General features: G+C 72.2%; 1 protein-coding gene. It reads right to left on the bottom strand.

Annotated elements, in window-relative coordinates; translation table 11 throughout:
- Positions 1 to 2: 2 nt before the first annotated feature.
- Positions 3 to 302: hypothetical protein (locus tag UK12_RS44205; RefSeq protein ID WP_045307307.1), on the bottom strand; the 300-nt coding region annotated here is incomplete at its 5' end.

Below are 302 nucleotides of genomic sequence, written 5' to 3'. Positions count from 1 at the left end.
GATCAGCCCTTCCCGTCGCACAGCTCGAGTGTTGCGGTGCCCAGAGCGACCCGGTAGGCGTCAGCGCGGCGGGTGAATCCGGCGCCCCTGATTCCGGCCCAGGGGTGGGTCAGGGCCATTGCCAAGTAGCGGGGCTCGGGATAGACGGTCCAGTGGAACGTCCATGAGTTCCCGGCCCCCCCGAGCCGGCGGCCGGCAACGTGCCGCATCACCAGCGCATCCCTTCGGTGCCCGACTCCGGGCGGCGCCAGGGCGGCCCAGCACAAGCGGGTCGCCGAGCGGCTCGGCGGGTCCACGAGGTT

The sequence above is a fragment of the Saccharothrix sp. ST-888 genome (assembly GCF_000955975.1).
In the GTDB taxonomy this organism is placed as follows: Bacteria; Actinomycetota; Actinomycetes; order Streptomycetales; family Streptomycetaceae; genus Kitasatospora.
This window is presented reverse-complemented; position numbering and strand designations above follow the sequence as displayed.